The sequence below is a fragment of the Bacillus sp. AF62 genome (assembly GCF_050312695.1).
Classification (GTDB): domain Bacteria; phylum Bacillota; class Bacilli; order Bacillales; family Bacillaceae_G; genus Bacillus_A; species Bacillus_A cereus.
Window position 1 is genome coordinate 1 of sequence record NZ_JBNPJZ010000128.1, and the last position, 19,958, is coordinate 19,958.

Here is a 19,958-nt window from a genome sequence, read left to right on the forward strand (position 1 = left end):
CTTGTATAATTATGTATCATAGAAAATATCCTTTTTTGTACAGATTATACCATAGATTCTAAACAGGTTCTTAGAGGATTTTGGTACTTGAATACGGAACTTTTCTCCTAGTTGGAATGTTTCTTTCCCTTCACCTTGTTCTGTGACAATACGTGTACCTTGTGGTGCATTGTTCATTTGTACTTGAAATGTACCTTTTTTTGCATTTGTTTGAACGTTGTATGTTGTTGTTTCGAAATATTCACCGTTTAATTGGGCTTCTTGTTTATCCGTTGGAATGACATTCATCCAGACATCTTGTGTATCCTGGCTTTGATTTGCCGCGTGAATAATGTTCTTTGCCGCTTTTTTAACTGCCGCATTCTTGAACTGTAATTCATCAACGGAAATCTGGCCAAGTGCATTCCAAAGAGCTAATTGCGTTGCATAGTGGGCTTCTTGCCAATTAGAAACACCTAAACTTTCTGGTGTTTTCTGTGGGTATCCATTCATTAAGACGCGATAGGATACATCATCTGTTTTGCCTGCTTCTGGTAAATCCTCTCCATTTGGGGATTTTAAACCGTATACCAGACAATACGCGATTTGACCACTGGCGTTCTTTAGTAGCTCTGTACAAACATCTTTCCCATACTGCGGACTATAGGCCCAATCCATCTGATACCTTTCACGATTGATTACCTCCGCACTGGCTTGATTCAGTGGAATCAAGAAGCTCATCACAAATAAAAGTACACTCGTAAAGAGTAGTAGTGTTTGATACGATCGTTTCAAAACCATTTTTTACAGCTCCTTTAGGATTATTCAGTTTTCAAAGGACAGAATATTTAGAATTTTACCTTTCTAAATATAGAACAATATACTTTAGTTATAATTATTTCGTCTTTTAGCCGAATTTCATTTACAATACACTTAGATAGATGTAATCAATAACATGAGGTTTATTCATTCTGTGATGGGTATTGCACGATAATATGTTGGTCTGAAAAGTTTCTCGATCGGAACTTCAAGGAAATCAGCTATTTTTTTAGCTTTATTGTCTTTCAGACTCCTTCTTCCAATTTCAACATCATATAATGTGCCGATTGGAATTTTAGCGCCTTTGGAAACTTCCTTAATACTTAAACCTTTGGATTCCCTGTATTCTCGTACAACGGTTTTGTTTTCATGTGACGCTAGCATTTTTTCACCCTCCCTTCCCTTAATTACATTGTATTCGGCTTCAAGCCTAAAGTCAACACTTAAAGTTCATATCTTTATCACTTTAAGTGATATTTTTCTTGTTTGTTAAACGTCTAAAAATGGAGTGATATAAAATGGAAATTACAGAGAATGTTTTAGGGAAAAACATAAAGAAATTAATAGCTATAAAAGGTGTAGATCGCAAACAAATGGCAAAAGATTTAGGAACAACTTACAGAACCGTTTCTAGTTGGATAACTGGTGAAAAGAAGCCTCGCCTTAATAAATTAGAAGAAATCGCAAGCTATCTAGGAGTAAACACTGCATCACTGTTACAAAGTGAAATTCCAGATGCCGAAATATTAAAAACAGTAAAAGGTGAAGATCCTGTTGAGCGTTTAGCACGACTTCTTCATGAAAAATACATGAGTGTGCCAGATGAATATAAGCCCCAGATCGAGAGAGAATTATTGAAATACGCGACCAAATTAAAAATGGAAGTTGAACAAAAAGAATAAGAGAGCCTCAATAATGAGACTCTCTTATTCTTCATTTTCATAGCTTGCGCATAATTCTATAATCTCACTAAAAGTTTGTAAGTCTATTTCTTTTACAATTTCAATTAACTCATTTACACCTAATTCTTTTGTCCCCATAACTAACCCTCCGCTTTTAGTATTATATTGTGAAAAAACAAACAATAGTTTCACAAAATCCTATCCAGGAATTTGTAAAACTGTTTATAAAATCACAAAAGACACCGCTTAAACGATGTCTTTTGAAAAATATAAATTAAATTTTAAATTAAGAATCAGCCTCCACCACCTGGATCGACCATCATTCTATAAAATTGTTTTTGATTTTCTAAGTTTTCAACTTTAGCGTAATATTGTTTCGCATCCACTTTACTTGGTGAACTACTTGCTATGGGCAATAACAGCAAAGTAACTACCATCAATGCATATAACTTTTTCATTTGGTTCTCTCCTCCCCTTAATCTTATATTATACTTTATGCATATTCATTATATATTCCTTCTGCAAATTTTACATATAAAAAATCGTTATTCGCTTTGAACATATCAATAGACTTTTTTATTAACTGTACATCTTTTTTAGCCATACCCATATAACATGTTTGAAGTGGTGTTAGTTCACCATTTTTCAGCTTTATTTGCTCCAATATGTATATTGCTTGTTGGAATTTCCCTAATTTAATCAAGTATAATGCATATTCTGCAAGATGAAGTTTTTCAAAATCAATTTTGTCTAAATCTTTACACCAAACTATCCTAATGAAATTAATATCATTTAATGCAATGTTGTATTTCAAACTACTTTTCGCACCATTTAATACATACAATGCTTCTTGGAAGAAATATAAAGCTTTTTTGTAATTGGAAAACATAACATTTTCCCCACTTCTAATATTCAACAAAGCCTCCATAACAGGGAAAAAGTTCAAATCCTTAGATGTTCTTAGTTGTCTATTTTCTCTTTCAAACTCTAAATTTTTATCTTTCCTTAATACTGCATAACTCCAAAGTTCTTTTACCCAAAATCCATATAATTGTTTCAAGTAAACATTAGTCACAAACCTAATATTATCCTCAATCCTAATTTTATAACCTTCCATTAATCCAAAATCGCCCAAATCACATAAAATCAACATACTAAGTATGTCACAAAAAATTTCTATATCGTAATTCTTCTTATTATTTTTAGCACGTGCCTTTTCAATATTTAAATACACTTCTCTAACATTCTTTCCACTTAAACGCTCAATATATAAATTAAAAACATTTGCTAATCGTTTCATTTCCAGATCATTGTTTTCTTTACACATCTCATAAATCTGTTCCATTAGTGTAGAATGATCATTTAAATGAGCCAATGCAAACGCTACTTTTACATTAATATTTAACCTATCATCTAAAGTCTTTAAATACTCTATAATTTTCTGTTCCTGTTTATCTTTATCGTTTGTAAAAACCACATTTGTAATTTTAGAAAAAGTATATACAGATAACTCTTTATCTTTATTAATCCAGTTTGAAACTGTAGATTTGGCAACTCCAATTTCTTTTGCTAAATCTGTATATGTCTTATTTTTAGATGATAAATAATTGTCGATTTCCTTAGATAACTTCTTCATATATTGTCACCTCTTCTTGTTTTGAGAATATTCAGAAACGTACATGTAAGTAATAAAATTATACCATATCGGGCGAACCTATGTTTTTCTCAACTTGTTTCGGAATATTCAGAAAATTATAGGTGTAGACATGTTTAGACATTAAAATTCATATTTTATAGTCAAATATGAACTTATAGTGTTGATATTATTCAAATAGAATTGTAAAATAAAAATAACTTACTCGTATCATTAATTTTCCAGAAAGTACGCTTGGATATAAATAAAAAAATAAAACCCCACCACATCGTTTTTAATTGGTTCCCGGTCGCCAAACTAGAATCCAATTAAAAACTCCAAGAGATAGGGGCTTTAAATTCACACTATAGGTATATGTGTTTTTCTTTAGTATCAAACTTGATACTAAAATTATACCATAACGTATATCTATTGTGAATATAAAACCTCTGTTTTTCCTGTTTATTTGTGGTGGAAAAATAGGAGGTTTTTTATGCTACTAAATAACTTTTTACTAAGTAAGGCAAAACGAGAATTAAGTCCACACCTGGTTCATGTTCCGCGAGGTGCTATCAATAAAACAGTACAAAAAGTAATTAAGGCTATCGATACAATTCTTTTAGATACAGAAGGTAAAACCACTAAAGATTTCTTCATACAAACACCACGCCGCTATAAGGCATTGGAAGTTGTTTTATCTTACCTAGTACAAGAAGGCTACTCTCAAATGAGACAAAATCAAATCAGTGAAAAATCGGGTATTTCTGTGCCGATCATCAACTTTATTCTGAATTGGTTAGAGGACCTTGAAGTATGCCATCAAATCAAAACAAGACGTCATGGTAAGATTGCACCATCTATTTACATATTAAGCCTCAATACCAATTATTTGAAGATCATTGAATATTTTAAGCAAAAATGGGCGTTTTCAATTGATATGTTTTCTACATTTACAAAGTTTCTATCTAAAAGACTAAGTAAAAAACAAGAGAAATCTACAGAACAAGCCGAAAAACCAACTGTGCCTACATGCCAGGGAATAGATATATTGGATGCTGTTGCTCCTACAATTGAAGAAGTAGAAGAAAAACAGCCAATGAATGCCCCTGATTCGGGTGAAAAGTTAGAACTACGCTTCCGCGAAATGGATGAGTTTATGAGCGAAGATCAAAAGAAACTGTATATGTATATCATAAGTAAAGATACAAATATTACTGAAAAAGATGCTTATACAATCGCATTACGTATGCCGCCAGACATAGATTGGGAAGCAAGAAAGACTTTTGAGGATTGTGTACAGTTTTTTGAGATAAACAAATCACAAGAAAGTACGCCTGCACATTTCGTAACGATCTATAAAAAACAGTTAATTGCAAATAGGAAGCGTAGACAGCAACAAGCAAATATGGCATTTGGAAAACCAATGAAGAGTCTCATACCATCAATGGATTTATTCAAAAAAATGATTGATCCGAACGCCTAAATCTCTTTTTTCAAAAAAATAATTGTTTTATAGCCTTGTTCAAAAAAATCTCCCCTAACAAGGCTTTTTGTCATGCCATTCTTTATTTTAATAGATTAAACATATTATCAATCTATTATATTTTTGTAAATTAAGGACATTTTTCACAACAAATACACTATGAATTTATACTCGAATTGAACCTGCTTTTAAATCAGTAATTAAATAAGAAGAATTTTCTAATCCCTTGTGAGAGTAAGGATTATTGAGCAAAAATAAATCCTAATATATTTAATATATTTAATTTTTTTTAAAACAAGATTTATTATAAAAAATATCCTATATTGGGAACTATAATTTTGTAGATTTTTAAACATAAATCCCCAGATCAAACTACATACCAAAATAGAACTCTTCTTGTCATTTAATCTACAAATCTACGGAACACCGCATATCTGTAGACAGTATACATACTAATATTCATAATTTGTACCACATAAATACATAGTATAGCACTTTAAAAACAAACGATTATTTCTGTTCATTATGAGCATTTCAGTAAAGAAAATAACCTCAGAATTAATTCAGAATAATATGAGATAAATCTACAGAATTAGTTGCGACAACATACTTAGGTTATTCTGAACTTATTCTTATCTTAAACTTATTGATAGCACTAGGTTCCGCGGAATATTTAGAAACTTAGATTTACCTTGAAGCTCTCCTGGCAACGGAATCTGATTCAGCTATGAATTAGATTCCGTTGCCAGGCAGATTTTCATAAAACTACGTAGGCGGGGCGGCGGCCATGCCCATTCCTCGCATATCGTCCTCCTTCAACATCGGCTCATCATTCGCCTTCCATGCATTCCTACACATCTATATATCCACCTATACCACAACGCTACGCCCTGTCTAGCCCCGCCCACATGTCTCCGCATAGCCCCGCAATGTCCTGGCCCTGGAATCCCACAAGCCTCGAAGCAAACCTCTCGAGCGAGAATCCCCTATTGCTTGTTTATATGATTCTCGTATATAATTGCGGTACACAATTTTTAAGACAAAGGAGTATATAAACATGACTTGGGACCTTTCTATTGATGTTTTTCTTACTGATCTGTTAAAACATGGCCGTAAATCTTCTACCGTTAAACAATACCGCTACGATCTCACACTTTTTACATCATGGATTCGGAGATGCGTCAAATCGCCTCCAGAATCGTTTTTTTGTTCTTTTGATGAAAATGTATTAGAAAGATACTTGAAGGCTCTTAAAAAAGAACGTGGGGTGTCGATTTCTACTATCAAGCGTGTGCGAGGTATTCTGATTAACTTTTTACAATTTCATGGTGCGGCCCAGGATTTAAAAAGCAATGTCTCCCCTCCTGGACTGACTTCCAAACACTTTGCATCGGATCAAGAAATTACAAAGTTATTCCGCGTCATGCGTAGTTATAACGGTTTAACTGATTACCAGGCGGGGGGAAGAAAGTTTATTCTGGAAAGAAACCTTTTATTGATTCATTTCATGTTAGACTATGGGCTATCTATCCAGGACATTTTAACGTTATCCATGCATGATATACACTTTGGAACGAATACCATCACCCCAGGAGGACTACACGCCTACAAGCGATTTATTCCCCTTTCAAAAAAGCATGTAAAACTTGCCTTATCTTATTACAACAAGGTTCCTAATCTTGTTAGACCGCGCCAACAAACGGGCGACCCCTTCTTTGTGGCGTTTGATTTTGGCCCGCAAACGTTCCGTTGGGACTATGAAAACGATCAACCCGCCGCTTTAACTCGAATCGCTATACAACGCATGTTACAGAAAGAAGCGAAGCGCGCTGAAATCCATATAACGCCTACTATGCTACGGAACCGTTTTATATTAAATGCACTACAGAATGGCATGAAACCCATTGAAATTAAAGCATTTTTGGGTTTGAAAAGCATTGAAGCCCTGCATAGATACGTTCAATTCTGGAATAAAACAGTAACGAAATAAAAAACGCTAAAAAATATATAAATTACCCATCATAGAATACGTTTATTAATTTTAAATTTATGATTAAAATTAGTGAAACTACAGTTAAAGATGTGGGTTCATGTTGTTGTATCGACTGAATTGCACAAAAAACACTGCTATTGTACAGGAATTGTTTTTTGGGTGTGTATATTATTAGCATAATTATTGACGAATTAAAGGAAACTTATTGATTTACAAAGGAAAATATTAGGTGTGAAAAGTATAGTAACTCAAACAAAAAATTTTGCTAATGTTACTTAGGGTAACATTAGCAAAAGAAGACATTAAAATATTGCAGAAAGCCTAGAATTAGGGTTAAAAACCGATGCAATGCTTAATGCAATTAAATCGAAAATACCGAATAATGTTATAAAAAGCGCTAACTTGATGTTACCGCTTTTTATATTTCCAAAACTGGAACCATTTCTTACCTTTACTCGCTGCAATCATCTTTTTAACTTCCTGAATTTCTCGGATAACTCGCATTAACATTTCATCACGATTCTGATTCCTTGCTATGTCTTCGCTAAAATTAGTCGCTATAAGCTTCTGGGAATCCTGTATCGATTGTATAACATTCAATAATTCCAATTCTCTCTGTACAAATCTTTGATTTTGCTCAACTAAACATTTGTTTAATTCCTGTAGCATATAGTTTTGTTTCTCAACAACTTCCTTTTGTTCTTGAACCATTATCTGTAGCGTTGTAGCGTTGAAATTATGTTCTTCATAGCGCTCAACCTTATGGCGCTCTATTGACAATACTTCAATACCTTGATGCCATGATACTATTTGCTTTGTAGCATTTTCTAATGTTATATCCGTGTCGTTTTTTAGATTTATAACCTTACGAAACACCATTACGTCACTATCTCTATATTTCCTATGCCCACGTTCATTTTTCATGAAAGTATAACCCTCTTTTTCCAGTACATCAGCATACTTGCGTAATGTACTAGATTGGATACCTAATTGCCTTGCCACATCACTAGGACTATAAAACGTCTTCATAGCGTTTCACCTCAAAAATATATTCGCTATATCACTGTTATACCCTTTTTAATAATTCACGTATTAGTTATCTCAATCCTTAAGTTCCCCGATTTTCACATCATTAATAAAAAGTCATTACCTCGCTATAGCAACGGAATGTTTGTGAACTACTATGTATTGTATTACTTTACCTAATTATTAAATCATTTGGATCATCAATACAAAAAAGGTTGACTTCCCTGAGTCTTATGAAACTTACTCTTCGTTCAAAAAATAAGTCTCCAAAGTATATAATTATACTTTGTGAAAAATACATGCAACTTAAAATTAAAGTTAACAATTTAATTTTAAGTTAACTTAAAATTAAATTAACAAAAAATAATCATTATTAACCGTTTTAAAATCAAGGTTTGATAATTATTTTTTTGTTAACTAAATTCAAAATTAAACTTCAAACAATAAGAATAAAATGTTATATTGTTAACAATATAATTAAAGGAGTGAATTACTAATGAAAATTACTATGATGAATAAGGATGCTGGAAACTCACTTGATATGAACTTAATTGATGGTTTCTATATTGAAACTCCTACAAATGTTGTAGAAATTAGCAAAGATGAAGCTGATTCTCATTTTGTAACAACCATTACCAATCCTAAAGAATTATTATCTCGCCTACTTATTTCAACCACAATCCCAGAAGAAGACACTGAACGATTCTTTTTAGTTGGCGACGAAGCTTCAAAACATGCTTTAGCTAACAATCATGTCAATAAACTTCATGATAAAACCACAAGCCCCATTCCTTACATAATGTTTTTATCAGCTATTTCTTTCTATCATGCTATCAATGAAACTCGCGAATCTGATGAAAATATAGTTGAAATTGAATATTTCCAAACAATGTTACCTATATGGTTACTGAAGCGAACAGCTAAATTTAGTGAAGCACAACATGCAATGGCAGAAAGATTTGCTGGAGAACATGAAGTTACAATACATACACCAGGAATGGAAAAAACGTTAAAAATAATTGTAAAAAAGGCAATTTGTCGTATAGAAGGAGAAATTGCACGTTTAGCAATAAAAAAGAATTTTGAATTAGAAGATCGTGAAGAAGCGAGGCAATTCGATGACAATGATACAGTACTTGTTGATATTGGTGGTGGAACGATTGATTTAGTATTATCACCAGCCGGTTTAAAATCACCTAAGAATCGTGATTCAATGCAGCCGATAGACAAACTATCTTATCTATCTCATATAGAAAAATTAAGAAAAGAAAAGTTTTTAGAAAAATTCTCTGATTTACGTTCATTTGAAACATTTATAGTAAACAATTACCAAAAACCGAAAATGGAATTAGTTGATGGAAATACTGGTCAACGTATAGATTTAACAGAGAAAATTCAATCTTCCCTAAAAGAGTTTGCTAGGTTTCTAATTTTAAAAATCCAAGATGTAATACCTGCACCAGCTGATAAAGTTTATAAATATGTTTATTTTGGTGGTGTTGCCCCAATACTAAAAACTAACATTCATGAAGTTATTGAAGAAATGTATGGAGCTGAAATTGCTCAAGCAAATCATATTTTCTTACCAGATTCACGCAAATTAAATTTGTATGGTCTTGAAATAAAAAGTCGCGGTGAAATGCTACAAAAAACAAAGAAATAAGTATAATCAGAAAGGAGGAGCCTTGTTATGGGACGTAATAAAAAAACGGAGAAACAAACAGTCTTTGGGCTCCGAACAGATCACATGAGCGAAGAAGTTTATAATTGCCTTGAGCAAAAAGCCCGCTCAAAAAAGCTTTCAACTTATATTATTAAATTAGTTGAACAAGACTTAACACAAAAAGATCCCTTTGATACAAAAAAAGAACTTCTAAAAGTCTCAAAGAATCAAGAACAAATGATGAATGCCATAAAACAAATCACACAAGCAATTTCAAATCTCCCAACAGCTCCTGTATCTGCTGTTCTTGTGCAAAGCGGTGAGAATACCAGTAATTCCTTAGCAGACGATTTATTAAAAGACGTAGGTCAAATGGGACAACTAGTAACAAGTACTAACATTACAGGATCATTAGATAAAGATGATTTAGAAGACTGCGATTTTTAAATTACAAGACCCCTAATATGGATTCGTTTTTTTACTAGGGGAGGAATATGGTATGATTAATAAAACTATGATGTTAAGCTGTTAACCAATAATCATAGTGTATATTGTGTGTAATAAGGAGAAGGAGAAGCTTCAATAACTTATTTACACATGCAATGGACGCAACTTTATGACATTTGTTATAGGGTTGCGTTTTTAATTTATCGTAATAGTCTACAATGTGATTTCGTCCATAGCGGCGTTGTTTGATCATGTTTTGGATAATAAGAAAAAGTAATTTTCTTATATGCCTATTGCCGCGTTTATTAATTTTATCTTTAAAGAAAGTTTTACCTGATTGAAAGCGACGTATATCAATACCCGCATAGGCGTTTAATTGTTTATTATTCACAAAGCGAGTTATATCGCCTATTTCAGCCATTAAGCTTACAACTGTATTTGGCCCGATTTCAGGAATGCTCAAAAAACACCATATTCTATACGATTTTTGGCTAGACGTACCATTTTGTTAATGCGACATTCCTTCTGGTGAAGAAGTTCTTGATAACGTCTTGCATATATTTTGAGCTGTTCACATAACACATCATCGGAGTCTACAGCTGGATAAGAAAATTTGGCAGCCTCTAGTATTGCTACAGCCTTCTGTTCAGCTATACGTACGGATATGTTCTTTTGAGTACTAGAGCCCGAATTCGATTCTTAATTACGGTTTTAGAGAGGTTTTGAACCAGATCTGGGTGTGGAAATAGCTCAATAAATCTGATTTTGTTGTGAAAATTCTCTCTAATTCAGGAAAGGTTAGCTGAAGTACCTTATGCATTCGATTCCGGATGATAGATAATTTATCGTCCAATTTATTATAGAACTTTGAGAGAGATTTTAACTGACAAAATAGGTAATCCGTTACCGTTTTTTCCCTTCGGGAAGCTGTAAAATGAGTCAAGGCCAGTTTTATTGACGAGTTCAAGACCCTAAAAGACCAACGGCTCTCTCTTCACTTCTACTATTCTTAGTATGCTTTATGTATTTTTACTATACCGAACGCATTAAGATTAGGAGCATGTTTACTGAAAAGTATCATTCAATACAACTATACAGTACATTTTTAAAAGGAGTTGTAATAAATATTTTGGTAACATTGACCTGTGTGATAATAGAACTAAATCATGAAATAAAGTGTTAGCGGACATTAACGAGCAATAATAAGAGGCGTTTACTATCTTTTCAAATAAATGTTTTTGTACTTATGGTATACTATATTTACTTTTGTTTTTACGAAATCCCTAGAAAGTATGTAGAAAAGGTTCTAACTTTTTGTTAGAACCTTTTCTTATTTTTTCGTAACAAATGCTTTTTTAAAATTTCTGATCCAAACAGCTTTATGTAAATCGGTATGAGAAATCCAATTCCTTGATTTATGAGAACCAACAAATTCATTATAACTGGGATGCCAAATAATAAGTTATGTTTCATTTTCATATTGTATCTCATCAAATTTCTGCAGCGATTTTCCTAATATATCGGATTGGCCGATAAGTATGGACCCATTTCTTTAAACTGTTTCAAAGGCATCACACTCCTTAGCGTAGGTGTATGTATATATTTTTTAAGGATGTATTTTACTATCTTTTCAAATAAATGTTTTTGTACTTATGGTATACTATATTTACTTTTGTTTTTACGAAATCCCTAGAAAGTATGTAGAAAAGGTTCTAACTTTTTGTTAGAACCTTTTCTTATTTTTTCGTAACAAATGCTTTTTTAAAATTTCTGATCCAAACAGCTTTATGTAAATCGGTATGAGAAATCCAATTCCTTGATTTATGAGAACCAACAAATTCATTATAACTGGGATGCCAAATAATAAGTTATGTTTCATTTTCATATTGTATCTCATCAAATTTCTGCAGCGATTTTCCTAATATATCGGATTGGCCGATAAGTATGGACCCATTTCTTTAAACTGTTTCAAAGGCATCACACTCCTTAGCGTAGGTGTATGTATATATTTTTTAAGGATGTATTTTTCTCTCTTTTATTATAGTAAATAGAGAGTGGATGTTTTAAAAATACATGTAGAAAATGCCTCTCTATACATAAAGAGTGAATATCAGCTGATATTAAGTCAATAAAATAGACACAGATAAATTTAATTATGCAGCCCCAAAACCGTACGTACGTTCTTTTTCTATCGGAGATAAATAACCATTCGCTGAATGAATTCTTTTACGATTATAGAAAATTTCAATGTATTCCCAAATATCTTGCTGTGCTTGAGCACGTGTTGCGTATTGTTGTTGGTAAATAAGTTCTTTTTTCAAGATACCATGGAATGATTCGATACAAGCGTTATCCTTACAGTCCCCTTTTCTACTCATGCTACATTGCATTCCATACTGTTGTAATTGTTTTTGATAATCATGGGAAGCATATTGAGGTGTTCCAGTTTTACTGTACCCCCTCATTTTTATTATAATAACCTGTGTCTACTTTTTAGTCTAACATCATGTTTTATCCACTCTCCAAGAATCATTGGTTAATTTCAACTATTTTCGAATCCACTCATTTCATTCTGGTCCATATGGATGAACCTATCGCATAATCATTGTATGAGCCAAAAGCAACCCTCGTTCCTCCCTGATTTCTACTAAATCAGGGGGACTTAAGTTGTACCATTATAGCCTAGTTTGAATGACCATTTTCAAAGCGTTCTATTTTTTTACGCGAAAACCTGGGAAAAAGAAAGTATCATGCTTACAAATTTATAAGTTTGAACGGGATATCAATCATCATAAATTTTCCCCTCAGTCTTAAGTAAGTTATAAATGGAGCCATAATATTACCCTATGATTACAAAGCATATGATGAATACACAATCTGAATACGTAGAGAAATAGACTTTTCTACTTTTCTACTTTTCTACTTTTCTACTTTTCTTGACCAGGTCAGTTCATAAGTCAGAGAGAGGATATCTAGAATAATGAGAGTACATTCTACATCTTAATAGCTATTATAGTGAATGGAATAGTCCACATGGCGGTTTATTTTTAAACGCACTTACGTATTGTTTGCTAGTTACATGTAGAAAAATAAAAAGAAATGCGGAAATGTATAATACCAATGAATAATATCAATTTAAAAGGCATACAAAATACCTTAGCGTTTTTAGCAAATTCTTGGAGAGCTGGCGAAGCAACCATTTTCCTACTTACAACAAATAAGAAAAAATTACGATTAGGTGTAACACCACCTCCACCTAAACAAAGTCTCGAAGATTTAAAACAATATGCAAAAGATATGATACACTCTACTCAACGGTAAATATTGCAGGATAATAGCCCTCCTACGAAATATGATTGACGAAATGTTGATGGGGGAAATTGCAATAATGGCTGGTGGCTTGCGAATGCTATACACGAACAGCATTGCCATGGAGGTGAATATCTATTCGGCTTCTATCAACATTACATCGAAAATTGTGAATGAGGAAAGGAAGTATACCGGTTAGGAAAACGTTTGTCTGGAGAGGAAAATATGAGAACAAAGAATGGAAATGGATCAGTTGTGTAAGAATACAGTCCAATTACGGAGTACAGGAATGAGCTATGGAGAAATTGCAAAACATTTAAAATATGGTACCAATAGTTTACATGAGCATTTGAAAAAGTGTAAATTATATCAATGATACACTAACGATTTTATGCGAATATGGATGGTGTTTGAAACACCATCTATAAGAAAAATCATGTATTCCCCATAGCCAAATGTTTGAGAAATAAAAATGTCTTGTAGATCTGTATATAGTAAATTTTTATTACATACAGGGTGAATGTTGGTTGAAATGGGCGTGTAAGATCGTGCATACTTGTTAGGTACAAACTCTTTAGGCTTCCTGTAATCCCCGACAAGTAGATATTTGAGGGTACTGAACAAAAATAAAATTCAGAATTTTATTTTTGTTTTTCATCAATATTTGAACTAAAATAAATTTATATTCTATCATTCATACAGAAGGGGTTAAAAGGAAATGAAACTGGTTTTAGGTTCATTATTAGAAGAATTGCTTAAAGACTATGAAAAATATCATTCAAGTATGTATTTTATGTTTAAAAAAACTGAAGAACACTATGTTTTTACTGATGTGAATCAGGCATTACTACAAGCTGTGAATCAACAAAGAGCTGATTTTGTAGGACAAACCATAGATACCGCAATACATCTTGGGAATGAAGCAACAAGGACAAAATTAAAAACCATTTATCCATTAGTTTGGACGGGGAAAAAAGCGATTTTTTACTGTTTTCCAGATCGGAATGTAGATATATTTATAATCACGTACCTTGAACCTGAATATGAGAAGGGAGAAGTGATACAGGTGAGGGGGCGCTGTGCATCCTTTAATAAAAATGAATTTCAAGATACGTTACAGCATCTTGAAGATTTTGTCACTTTTGAAATGTTACCTGAATAATACACAGATGATATATTTTTCTCCTCTAATTACATATATCACCTGTGTATATGCGAGGTCATAGTGAGCACGATTATTTTCACAACAAAAATATTGGGTACATAGATAAAATTAATCTAGATAGGAATTTTATCATATATTTTTCCGTATATTAAGAAATCGTATGAAAATTAAAAAAGTTATCAAGTCAAAGGAAAACACTCATAAGAGTGTTTTTTTCAAAAAATGATGCGGACTAATAAAAAAATAATTTAATAAATATATACCCTATCCTTGTAATCTTCTAGGGACCTTTAGCTCAGTTGGTAAGGGCAGATGGCTCATAACTATCCGGTCGTGGGTTCAAATTCTACAAGGTCCATCACTATTTGTATACCTTTCTTATTAGAACGTACATGGGTAGGAACAATCCTAGTACAGAAACAGCTACATGGATTATAATAAGATTGAGAATGAATACAAGTAACAAACAGAAAAAGGTACTCCTAGGGTCACCTTTTTCTGTTTGTGAAATCCTAAATATATTTTATTTCTCAATATACATAGATCGTATAATGATACGTGTGTATTGATGCTCTGCTTTATTTTCCCCTTTTACATCAATTGTAAGATTGTATACACCTGATTGCTCTATATGCTATAACGTGGTAGATAACATATTTGGGCTCTGGTGCAAAAAATCGAAACTATTTGAAAGTATTCTTTCAAACTAGACTATATTGGTACGACTATTTAAAAAGGTGTGTGATTAGTATGTGAAAATATATTCAAATGGAAGCATTGCTAATCAGATATTATTTTGCTAACAGAATGTTGATACCTACGGTACAACTTAAGGCTTCGTGATTTAGTGGAAATGATAGAAGAACGAGGCTTCTCCTTAGCCCATACAAACATTATGCGCGGGGTTCATCCATATGGATTAGAATGCAATGAGTAGATTCGAACATATTTGAAATCAACCAGTGAGTCTTGGAGAGTAGAATCGATTCTATATTTTTTCAAATTCAACTATTTTCCTAATAAAGATAATCATGATTTGAATATAATTAAAAATGTATATACAGAAAAACTGATGGTATTGCTTTTGGAACGTATAATCCGCAAACTTTAGCAAGAACTAAATGGTTAACGATTGGTCCAAATATAGAGGCGTATTATAAAAAATATTCAAGCTTTTTGATCGAACAACTGTAAAATGCGAAACAGCATTTGGTGGACTATTAACATATAGGATATAACATTACAGTATCAGGTCAAGTAACAAAGAAACAAACTTTAAGTAATCCAAAAGCACCTGATACGTATCAATATGATAAATATGTAGGAGCAGCATATCAATTACGTTCTAACTATACAGTGCTACCTAGTTCAAGATTAAGTGAAGAAATAACAAATGAAAGAGCGGTTCTTGCTCAAGAAACTTCCCGATATGATGAATCTACGTTGTACCTTGCTGTAATTCTTTGTTCAGGAATGTAAAAGAAAATTCTTCTTACAAAAACTAGGAAGTTCATCTAATTCCCTATAGTAAACAAAAAAATGCCTATCAACTCTTAGGATGATAGGCATGGAAGCCGCTGTCATTCATACGAAAACAAAGATTCTTTATTTTTGAACTATGACAGTTGATTCCTTCCCTAAATGAGTCAGCTTTCACCATTTTACACGCATATTTAGTATAACATGTAAAATTGGTTTTGAAAACCATTTTTACAGCGTATGTGAGGGCTGTATCTTCTTAAAAACTATAGGGAAGCTTAGTTGATTCCTCCAACTAGCGAACAGAAAAGTACCAAAAAACTTGTTCTTGCAGATTGGTTTGGAAAGTAGAATATAAGGGTGTTTCTGTAAATAATATTGTAACAGAAACCAAATGATATGACTATAAAAACTTAATTTTCAGTCTTTAAACTTTCTATAATAAATAGAATGCCAACGGATTTCTTAGCGGATTGGTTTAGGAATAAAGAAGACTTCCTTTTTGTCAAGAGAATGGCCTTGGCGAAATAATCCCTCTACATCAACATGCTTCCTTTCTTCTTTTTTAAATAAACGTTTGTTTTTTGATTTATAAGAGCACAGAATAGGGAATATGCTAGAAATCTGCTGTCTGTAACAGAATAACAGGGGGCAGATAGACAGGACTTCCACCTACGTAAAACGTTTCGTCTTCGAAATGGTGAAGGTGGGAAGCACCTTACGATACAAACCATACACTGCTTCTTATTGCTTTTATTATATAAAAATAACAGAATAACATACTGTTTTCTGCCATGAAACCAGTTCATTATCACACTAATTTCACCATAGGTTGTACATTATTCTCCCAGCATATCCGCAAATGAAGTTCCCACATTATTCTTTCGTTTCATATGCTTCTCTAAATAGATCTTTGTTGTTTGGATATTTTCATGCCCTAGCGTTTGCATTAAATGATATACATCCGCATTTCCTTGTTCAACTGCCATGATTGCAAAAGCATGACGGAATGTATGTGCCGTTACAGAATTTTCACGATACTGTAGAAACTCTAAATTTGTCTTTTTTATCATATCTGTTACCTGATTCGATAACGTTTTTGAATTATAAAAATTACCCCTTTGATTTACTAATAAAGGACTTGCATCTCCTCGATCCAATACAGTTTGGAACCCTCTTTTCCTTCTCATTTCACAAATACATTGATATAAATGTTCCGAAATGAAAAGTTCCCGCACTTTATCTCCTTTACCCGTTACTTTTAACCAGTACTTTCCGTCATAGTGTAAATCTTTGACTCTTGTTGTACACAATTCTTGAATTCTTGCACCGGTACTTGCTAGAGCTAGTAAAATTGTATAGTTTACTAAATGCCCTTGTTCTTTATAAAACCCTAAAATTTTCATTACTTCATCATAGGATAGGTCCCGATTTGGCCGATCCTGTTCATTTACATTAGCGCGCTGCAGTTCTTCATGAAGGGGTCTTTCAATATAAGCAAATGCATGAAGATGTTTTAAAAAAGAACGTATAAGTACGGATTTTTTCGCAAGTGTTGCAACTGCATATGTGTCACCATTCCTACCATTCTCTACCTGCTTCAACCAAGAATTGTACTTACGAATATGCCAAGGTTGTAATGTTTTTAATAAAGAATCTTTTTCCTGTACCTCTTCCCCATCTAATTCGAACTCCTCTGCATGCAGTACCATACACTGACAAAACGACAAGATTTCAGATATATAACTCTTTTTTGTATCCTCTTTCCTATTTTTCTTCTCATCCATATCTTTTTGTAAATGTACGAAATGATAAATGACTTCTAGGTCACTTAAATATGTATATTTACTCTTCCCCTTTTTTTCTGCAACCTCCATCTTCTCTTCTATCTTATCTACATAACCATTGTTATGCAGAAATGGAACGATATTATTTATATTCTCTACATATGTATCTATATACTTGCTTTTATTATTTATAATAGGTAAATTTCCTTTAGTATTGTTATTATCCATACTTAGAATTCACTTCTCCTATTGAAAATTATGAATATAGTTATCTTCATTACTTATACTTATTATTTTATTTTACTTCTAACAATTATACAAATGATAATTCATTCTCTTTCTATAAGAATACTATATTCTTCTCTATTTACCTATACTTATAATTTTTATAATTTATTAGTAAATAGATATAGTTTAATTATTTACTATTTAACATTAAAATTACTTTTATAATAAAATTAACTATAAAAACAAATTAAAACGTAAAACAAACTATATGTATGTTTTAATTATAAAAATGTATACGGTATTTAATAATTTCTATTTCTTATTTTAAATATATATCATATTCTGATATGATATATACATATCTAAAATACTAGTAAACAATAGTTATGGAGGTGTCCTTACATGACACAAGATTTATTATTCATTACAAAACCTACTGTAACGACAAAAGAGGCAGCCAACTTATTAGGAGTAACGGTACAAACAATTTTAAAAAAAGAAAAAGATGGATTAATAGAATGTGTGTATAAAGATAACTGGAAGCAATTTGGTAGTAAAATTTTCTATTTAGAAGATATTGAACGTTTGAAAAATAAAAATGAGGTTAAAGGCCTTAGTACGAAAGAAGTAGCTGAAATTCTCAATGTTGCACCATCTACTATCTTTACATACATCAAATCTGGAAAATTACCTGCAACAAAGGTAGAAAAACGCGGAAAACAAGTCTATCTTATTGATGAGGAAGAGCTAGAGATTTTTATGATTGATTATGAAAAAACGAAAACAAAAGAGCGAAAAACATTTATTACGAGGATGCAAGGAGAAGATATTTATTTATACCAATTATTAAGACATCAACACACCGGAAAAGCAGCTAGAGTCATAGAAATCAGTGGAACAGATGGAAAACTTCTTACAGAGGATGAAGAAATTTTCTCTTTATCTACTTATAAGGAACACAATTATTCCCTTGAACCTCTCCAAAAACAAGCGGTAATTACGAAAAGAGGTTATCTATCTTTTTTATTTAAAAAGCCGCAGTTATTTCATTCGCTTACTTATAATCTCATTAACTTGTTTTATAAAGAACTAGGTGTCACAAATATGCGATTGCATATTTCATCAGACACAATTCGATTAGAAATGAAACCTTTCGTATTACAAATAGATCCCTTTCGATTTCAAGAGGAGATTCAATACTTACATGCTCATATGCAGTCTGGTACAATCCTTCCCCATGTAGAAGGCATCTATTTTAAAAGTAATGTGGAGCCATTCACTTTTCACGCTGATTATGAATTGAAACAAAAAGTAAGACAAATGGCAGCGCATCTTGGGATGAGGCAAGAAGAATTTTTATTAAAAGCGGTTCAATCTTACGTGTTAGAGCAAGAAAAACACACCGAATGATCGACCCGCTAGAAATTATCTTCTTCTCTGGTTGGGAGACAGCGTATATCTGTTTCTATACAAGAGTAGTGATAAATCTGCATTTAGTAGATGCACCCAAGCGATTAGAATACACTTTATATACCTTGATTGATTATATCCGAAAAATCTCATTTATACGAATTATTCTGTAAAAATCAGTGAGTAGTTTGCTATAGAGATGTTTTCTATCTTTCTAAACTTACTCTCCCTATTAGTTAATATGTGATTTTGTTATCAAAAAGAGAAACGCTTTGAAAAGAGTCTTTCAAACTAGGCTATACTGGTACAACTACTTAAAAAAGGTGTGTGATCAGTGGAGGAAAGGAAATATATTCAAATGGAAACATTATTAGCCTGATATCATTCAATGAACTGTACATTGGTACCTGCGATACAACTTAAGTCTTCGTAATTTGGTAAAAATGATGGGGGAACGAGGGGTGTTTTTGGGTTCATACAACCATTATGCGCTGGATGCTAAGTGTTTTCTCAAGAGGGCCTTAGCTTCTTGTCATATCACAAAATCGCTCTCGATACCTGCTGATGGAGATAACTCCTATCCTGTTGTGATATGTGAACTAAAGAAAGAAAAGTGTATACTACTTCATGTGAAA

General features: G+C 32.4%; 12 protein-coding genes, 1 tRNA gene and 7 pseudogenes. 10 read left to right on the forward strand and 10 right to left on the reverse strand.

Translation table 11 applies throughout. From position 1 onward, the window contains the following. Nucleotides 1–66: 66 nt before the first annotated feature. Both ACQRBL_RS29540 and ACQRBL_RS29545 read right to left on the reverse strand, forming a co-directional pair. Nucleotides 67–780: pseudogene (locus ACQRBL_RS29540) on the reverse strand (thioester domain-containing protein); the annotation flags it as partial. A gap of 165 nt (nucleotides 781–945) precedes the next feature. Further along, nucleotides 946–1,182 (reverse strand): helix-turn-helix domain-containing protein, encoded by a 237-nt coding sequence (locus ACQRBL_RS29545; protein ID WP_000881199.1) that lies wholly within the window; start codon nucleotides 1,180–1,182, stop codon nucleotides 946–948. Between the two features lie 134 nt (nucleotides 1,183–1,316). Here ACQRBL_RS29545 and ACQRBL_RS29550 point away from each other — a divergent pair, with 134 nt between their 5' ends. Further along, nucleotides 1,317–1,700, forward strand: coding sequence for a helix-turn-helix domain-containing protein (locus ACQRBL_RS29550; RefSeq protein ID WP_023523901.1), 384 nt, complete (start codon nucleotides 1,317–1,319; stop codon nucleotides 1,698–1,700). Nucleotides 1,701–1,993: 293 nt separating this feature from the next. Here ACQRBL_RS29550 and ACQRBL_RS29555 read toward each other — a convergent pair whose 3' ends face one another. Together ACQRBL_RS29555 and ACQRBL_RS29560 are read right to left on the reverse strand one after the other, a co-directional pair. Further along, on the reverse strand, nucleotides 1,994–2,158 hold the full coding sequence (locus ACQRBL_RS29555; RefSeq protein ID WP_023523899.1) for a hypothetical protein: 165 nt from the start codon (nucleotides 2,156–2,158) through the stop codon (nucleotides 1,994–1,996). A 35-nt stretch (nucleotides 2,159–2,193) separates the two neighbouring features. After that, the gene (locus tag ACQRBL_RS29560; RefSeq protein WP_197266072.1) at nucleotides 2,194–3,336 is read right to left on the reverse strand and encodes an AimR family lysis-lysogeny pheromone receptor; all 1,143 of its coding nucleotides are present in this window, start codon (nucleotides 3,334–3,336) and stop codon (nucleotides 2,194–2,196) included. A gap of 490 nt (nucleotides 3,337–3,826) precedes the next feature. On the opposite strand from ACQRBL_RS29560, the gene ACQRBL_RS29565 reads away from it, so the two are divergent. Both ACQRBL_RS29565 and ACQRBL_RS29570 read left to right on the forward strand, forming a co-directional pair. Further along, nucleotides 3,827–4,816 (forward strand): Replicase RepFR55, encoded by a 990-nt coding sequence (locus ACQRBL_RS29565; protein ID WP_411996652.1) that lies wholly within the window; start codon nucleotides 3,827–3,829, stop codon nucleotides 4,814–4,816. A 1,057-nt stretch (nucleotides 4,817–5,873) separates the two neighbouring features. After that, nucleotides 5,874–6,806 carry a tyrosine-type recombinase/integrase gene (locus tag ACQRBL_RS29570; RefSeq protein WP_411996653.1) on the forward strand — a complete coding sequence of 311 codons (933 nt, stop codon included), beginning with the start codon at nucleotides 5,874–5,876 and terminating at the stop codon, nucleotides 6,804–6,806. Nucleotides 6,807–7,217: 411 nt separating this feature from the next. Here ACQRBL_RS29570 and ACQRBL_RS29575 read toward each other — a convergent pair whose 3' ends face one another. Next, complete coding sequence (locus ACQRBL_RS29575) at nucleotides 7,218–7,838, reverse strand: DUF3967 domain-containing protein (RefSeq protein ID WP_327939525.1); 621 nt, start codon at nucleotides 7,836–7,838, stop codon at nucleotides 7,218–7,220. A gap of 493 nt (nucleotides 7,839–8,331) precedes the next feature. Here ACQRBL_RS29575 and ACQRBL_RS29580 point away from each other — a divergent pair, with 493 nt between their 5' ends. Together ACQRBL_RS29580 and ACQRBL_RS29585 are read left to right on the forward strand one after the other, a co-directional pair. After that, a complete protein-coding gene (locus tag ACQRBL_RS29580; protein WP_411996654.1) occupies nucleotides 8,332–9,498 on the forward strand; it encodes a hypothetical protein in 1,167 nt (388 codons plus the stop codon). A 27-nt stretch (nucleotides 9,499–9,525) separates the two neighbouring features. Beyond that, complete coding sequence (locus tag ACQRBL_RS29585) at nucleotides 9,526–9,945, forward strand: hypothetical protein (protein ID WP_023523893.1); 420 nt, start codon at nucleotides 9,526–9,528, stop codon at nucleotides 9,943–9,945. A 73-nt stretch (nucleotides 9,946–10,018) separates the two neighbouring features. Here ACQRBL_RS29585 and ACQRBL_RS29590 read toward each other — a convergent pair. The 4 pseudogenes from ACQRBL_RS29590 to ACQRBL_RS29605 all read right to left on the reverse strand — a co-directional run. Beyond that, nucleotides 10,019–10,897: pseudogene (locus ACQRBL_RS29590) on the reverse strand (transposase); the annotation flags it as partial. A 378-nt stretch (nucleotides 10,898–11,275) separates the two neighbouring features. Beyond that, a pseudogene (locus ACQRBL_RS29595) lies at nucleotides 11,276–11,517 on the reverse strand (hypothetical protein). Between the two features lie 164 nt (nucleotides 11,518–11,681). Then, a pseudogene (locus ACQRBL_RS29600) lies at nucleotides 11,682–11,923 on the reverse strand (hypothetical protein). 175 nt (nucleotides 11,924–12,098) lie between these two features. Continuing rightward, nucleotides 12,099–12,380, reverse strand: a pseudogene (locus tag ACQRBL_RS29605) (transposase); the annotation flags it as partial. 1,592 nt (nucleotides 12,381–13,972) lie between these two features. Here ACQRBL_RS29605 and ACQRBL_RS29610 point away from each other — a divergent pair. The 3 genes and pseudogenes from ACQRBL_RS29610 to ACQRBL_RS29620 form a co-directional block, all read left to right on the forward strand. Then, nucleotides 13,973–14,416 (forward strand): hypothetical protein, encoded by a 444-nt coding sequence (locus ACQRBL_RS29610; RefSeq protein WP_197265982.1) that lies wholly within the window; start codon nucleotides 13,973–13,975, stop codon nucleotides 14,414–14,416. Between the two features lie 287 nt (nucleotides 14,417–14,703). Then, nucleotides 14,704–14,777, forward strand: a tRNA-Ile gene (locus ACQRBL_RS29615). Between the two features lie 432 nt (nucleotides 14,778–15,209). Beyond that, a pseudogene (locus tag ACQRBL_RS29620) lies at nucleotides 15,210–15,353 on the forward strand (IS6 family transposase); the annotation flags it as partial. A gap of 1,384 nt (nucleotides 15,354–16,737) precedes the next feature. Here ACQRBL_RS29620 and ACQRBL_RS29625 read toward each other — a convergent pair. Next, nucleotides 16,738–17,913: a tyrosine-type recombinase/integrase gene (locus ACQRBL_RS29625; RefSeq protein WP_411996655.1), complete on the reverse strand. Its 1,176-nt coding sequence runs from the start codon at nucleotides 17,911–17,913 to the stop codon at nucleotides 16,738–16,740. A gap of 402 nt (nucleotides 17,914–18,315) precedes the next feature. Here ACQRBL_RS29625 and ACQRBL_RS29630 point away from each other — a divergent pair, with 402 nt between their 5' ends. Then, nucleotides 18,316–19,323 (forward strand): helix-turn-helix domain-containing protein, encoded by a 1,008-nt coding sequence (locus ACQRBL_RS29630; RefSeq protein ID WP_411996656.1) that lies wholly within the window; start codon nucleotides 18,316–18,318, stop codon nucleotides 19,321–19,323. 380 nt (nucleotides 19,324–19,703) lie between these two features. Continuing rightward, a pseudogene (locus ACQRBL_RS29635) lies at nucleotides 19,704–19,821 on the forward strand (IS6 family transposase); the annotation flags it as partial. Nucleotides 19,822–19,958 lie beyond the last annotated feature (137 nt).

Coding starts and splice junctions, on each gene's coding strand:
- ACQRBL_RS29545 (WP_000881199.1), bottom strand. CDS start 1,182: ATGCTAGCGTCACATGAAAACAAAACCGTTGTACGAGAATACAGGGAA.
- ACQRBL_RS29550 (WP_023523901.1), top strand. CDS start 1,317: ATGGAAATTACAGAGAATGTTTTAGGGAAAAACATAAAGAAATTAATA.
- ACQRBL_RS29555 (WP_023523899.1), bottom strand. CDS start 2,158: ATGAAAAAGTTATATGCATTGATGGTAGTTACTTTGCTGTTATTGCCC.
- ACQRBL_RS29560 (WP_197266072.1), bottom strand. CDS start 3,336: ATGAAGAAGTTATCTAAGGAAATCGACAATTATTTATCATCTAAAAAT.
- ACQRBL_RS29565 (WP_411996652.1), top strand. CDS start 3,827: ATGCTACTAAATAACTTTTTACTAAGTAAGGCAAAACGAGAATTAAGT.
- ACQRBL_RS29570 (WP_411996653.1), top strand. CDS start 5,874: ATGACTTGGGACCTTTCTATTGATGTTTTTCTTACTGATCTGTTAAAA.
- ACQRBL_RS29575 (WP_327939525.1), bottom strand. CDS start 7,838: ATGAAGACGTTTTATAGTCCTAGTGATGTGGCAAGGCAATTAGGTATC.
- ACQRBL_RS29580 (WP_411996654.1), top strand. CDS start 8,332: ATGAAAATTACTATGATGAATAAGGATGCTGGAAACTCACTTGATATG.
- ACQRBL_RS29585 (WP_023523893.1), top strand. CDS start 9,526: ATGGGACGTAATAAAAAAACGGAGAAACAAACAGTCTTTGGGCTCCGA.
- ACQRBL_RS29610 (WP_197265982.1), top strand. CDS start 13,973: ATGAAACTGGTTTTAGGTTCATTATTAGAAGAATTGCTTAAAGACTAT.
- ACQRBL_RS29625 (WP_411996655.1), bottom strand. CDS start 17,913: ATGGATAATAACAATACTAAAGGAAATTTACCTATTATAAATAATAAA.
- ACQRBL_RS29630 (WP_411996656.1), top strand. CDS start 18,316: ATGACACAAGATTTATTATTCATTACAAAACCTACTGTAACGACAAAA.